This is a genomic window from Bacteroides sp. 43_46 (assembly GCF_001915455.1).
In the GTDB taxonomy this organism is placed as follows: Bacteria; Bacteroidota; Bacteroidia; order Bacteroidales; family Bacteroidaceae; genus Bacteroides; species Bacteroides caccae.
In genome coordinates this window covers 1-3,331 of sequence record NZ_MNQN01000087.1, presented here as the reverse complement: position 1 = coordinate 3,331, position 3,331 = coordinate 1, and the positions used below count along the sequence as shown (strand labels likewise).

Annotated in this window: 4 protein-coding genes; all 4 read right to left on the bottom strand. The window is 43.1% G+C overall.

Annotated features, from left to right (window positions below; genetic code table 11):
- Nucleotides 1-170 (bottom strand): carboxypeptidase-like regulatory domain-containing protein (locus BHV72_RS07035; RefSeq protein ID WP_286855475.1); only part of this gene is annotated, 170 nt, incomplete at its 3' end.
- A 75-nt stretch (nt 171-245) separates the two neighbouring features.
- Nucleotides 246-1,262, bottom strand: a complete 1,017-nt coding sequence (locus tag BHV72_RS07030) for a GRP family sugar transporter (protein ID WP_035447022.1) — start codon at nt 1,260-1,262, stop codon at nt 246-248.
- Between the two features lie 36 nt (nt 1,263-1,298).
- Nucleotides 1,299-2,723 carry an L-fucose/L-arabinose isomerase family protein gene (locus BHV72_RS07025; RefSeq protein ID WP_022401103.1) on the bottom strand — a complete coding sequence of 475 codons (1,425 nt, stop codon included), beginning with the start codon at nt 2,721-2,723 and terminating at the stop codon, nt 1,299-1,301.
- A 38-nt stretch (nt 2,724-2,761) separates the two neighbouring features.
- Nucleotides 2,762-3,331, bottom strand: a 570-nt coding sequence (locus BHV72_RS07020; protein ID WP_286855473.1) for an FGGY-family carbohydrate kinase, incomplete at its 5' end; no start/stop codon positions are given.

The window sequence follows — 3,331 nt, the reverse complement described above, 5'->3', positions numbered from 1 at the left end:
GTATAATTGCCATCCAAATCAGTTATAACACCATTTGTCGTTCCTTTTTCCAATACACTTACACCAATCATCGGTTCATTAAGCTCATCAGTAATTCTGCCAGATACATTTACTTGTTTCTGTGCAAAAACAGATGTCATACCTACCAAAAGGAACAGCACTAAGGCCATTAACCTTTTCTGTCTAATTTGTGTTACAATCGTTTTCATTTAATATTATTTTGGGTTAACAATGAATTTAAAATATCAGTTTGAAAGAGTAATCAGTACCAGCCCCACAACAAAGAGCACAAACATGGTTGCAATCATAGGTACAGTCCCCTTTGGAGCGCCTTTGAACTCCTTCCATACAAAGAATCCCCAAATCATGGCTACCACCGGTGCGGCATTACTCAATGCATAGGCTATAGCCGGATTGGCAGAACCAGCTCCCATAAAGCTGACTACCATACCACTCATCCAAATAAAACCTCCCAACATACCAATCAGATGTGTACGGGTGTCACCTTTCAGATAATCCTTCATTGTCACCTTGTTTCCCTGAGCCGGATGACTCATAGCAAACGTATTAAAGACAGGAGTCGTGATAAGGACACCGGCAGCAAAACAAAATACACCGGTATAGGGAGTCAGTGTTCCCGTACCACCCGTTACATACTGAGGATCTAGTGATTTTACAACCAAGCCATAGAAGAACATAATGGCCAACCCCGCTACAATAGCCAATAAGATACCTTTTTTAGGAGTAGACGCCTGACTTGCCGACATCTTTCCATAAGCCTTGCCACAAATGCAGATGGCTATCACAATAACAGCTACTCCTATCCAAAGCAATGTCTGGTTTCCAGGGTATACTTCGCCGGCCAAAGATATCAGTAGATAATTAAAAATTATACCGCCTATCCAAGCTAAGCCTCCACCAATGGGAAAACCTATCGACATCCCGGCTACAGCAATGGCTGCTGTCAGAAAGATATTACCGAAATTCCATACAATACCGCCTAGGAGCGCATACTTCATACTATTCCAGTCCATTACTGCCAAATCCCCAAAGAAAGTACGGCCTTCACCTCCCAAGCTACCCAATGTCAGGGCACCTAACAGAGCTGTGAAAAATAAACCGAAAGTCAAATCCCAATAGAAAAGCTCAAAACTCCAGCTTTTCGATGTCACCATCTTCTGCGTATTCGCCCAAGAACCCCAACAGAGGCAACAATAGACACAACACAGAATGGCTCCAATATAGTTGTCAACAAGTATCATAATTTATTTTCTGTTGTTTACCGTGTGTTTACCTATTTATTCATGCACATATAGATTCCACCCCAAATAACCCTCGATGGCCTCATTCAGAATATCCTTTACATCATTACGAACCATAGCCACATGATGTTCAAAACCATTCCTGCAAATATGTTTCATCAAAATCTGTAAGTTATCCACTTTGGTAACAGCTATACATCCATCCATTCCGTACGGATCATCCGTGATTTCACCAGTACCCAAATAAGCCTTGATAGTACCTTTAGTATCATCAGTGGAAATACGGAAGAATGTGAAATCACCTTTAGTCACTTTGCCATATACAGCACCGAATGTATTGACCTTACCTAGCGTACGTCCCAGAACGCCAAGTGTACCAAGCTTTAAGTCATTTCTGACAAACGATTTCGGGAAATTACCGCAATGAGTACACACACATTTATTCCGGTCTTCCGCAAAATTATTGTTCCAGTCAAGTAATGCCGATTGACCTTGCGCTGCCAATGTCAAAGCATACATGGATACAGCACCGGCAATATCAACCTCACAAGCGGCAGGTAGTAGTTTTTCACCCAGCATACTCATTGTCACACAAGCTGCACAACCATAGTTCTGTTCCAAAGAGTCCCAACACTGAACAGCCACAGCATCAATCTGATTGGCTTCAATCCACCGTTCCACAGCCACGCCAAACTTTGCCTGAAGCACCAGCTTGTCACTGTATTCTTTAGGAACTACTGCATAACACTTAATCTCTTCAAGTTTCTTCAGCAGTTCCACATCTGTATCCTCAATCTTACGGGCAGCACCGAGTATTTCAGAAAGATCGACTGGAACGACTGTAATACCACTCTTCTGCAACAGTTTTTCACTGGCACGTACCGTCTGAAAACCGGCTGGTCGGGCACCGATAGCCCCGATACGTGCATGGCGCAAACCATTGACCACACGACAGATACCGGCGAACTTATTAATATCCTTAGCCAATAGTTCAGAGTATATAGAATAGGTATGCAGCGTAGTATCTGTAAAAGGAATACCATATTGATACAAATTATTGCAAACAGAAATTTTACCACAGAAAGCATCACGGCGGCTGTCCAAGTCCACCTTGTCATTCTCGTCGTCACAAGCTTGTACCAAAATGGGAACATTCAAATCAGCCACACTGATAGCATTGATTATTCCAATCTCAAAGCCAAAGTTGGGTAAAGAGACTATAATGCCGTCAATACGGTCACGATTTTGACGGAACAGTTCGGCACACTTCAATCCGTCTTCACGGGTTTCAATACTGCTACTGCCAGTAGGAGTAGCATCTTCAGGTAAAATTACATAGTCATAGCCTTCGTCTGCAAGTGTTCTCAACAGCTGTTTGCGAACATCTTTGGCCAATTCTGAATTAAAATAAGCACGGGTGCCGATAATTATACCGAAGCACATTCTTTCCTTGTTTTTCATCGTAAATAGTTGGTGTTAAAATTATACTTAGAAGATATTTATCCGATTAATTGATTTACTGCTTTCAGCCAGCCTTCACACCATTTCTCCATCAGTGGTAAGTTGCCCTGCGGTTCTATTCGGTAGCGGCTCCGGCGTAATACGGCCACTTGTTCAAAGCTCGTCCATATCTTGCGGGCCATTCCATTCATCACAACAGCTCCCAAAGCCGAGGCCTCCTCAACATCCGAACAATTGATCGGTACACGTAAACAGTCAGCCTGGAACTGCATTAAAAATTTATTTTTTGTAGGTCCTCCGTCAACCCTGATTTCTTTCAGTTTTATACCTGCCTGAGTGGTCATCGCTTTGACTAAATCATTGACTTGATAAGCTATGGATTCAAGCGCCGCCCTAAGAACATGTGGCTTCCCGGTACCTAAAGTCATCCCTAAAATGGCCGCCTTTATATCCCCTTGCCACCAAGGAGCACCCAGTCCGGCAAAAGCCGGTACAACATATACACCTCCATTGTCTTCCACAGTAACGGCCAGTTCTTCTGCTTCATCGGGCGAACCGATCATCTGCAATCTCTGTTCCAACCACTTGATAGTACCGCCAGTACAATG

Bases quoted from the DNA above. Each gene is read 5' to 3' on its own strand.
- BHV72_RS07030 (WP_035447022.1), bottom strand. From the start codon at position 1,262: ATGATACTTGTTGACAACTATATTGGAGCCATTCTGTGTTGTGTCTAT.
- BHV72_RS07025 (WP_022401103.1), bottom strand. From the start codon at position 2,723: ATGAAAAACAAGGAAAGAATGTGCTTCGGTATAATTATCGGCACCCGT.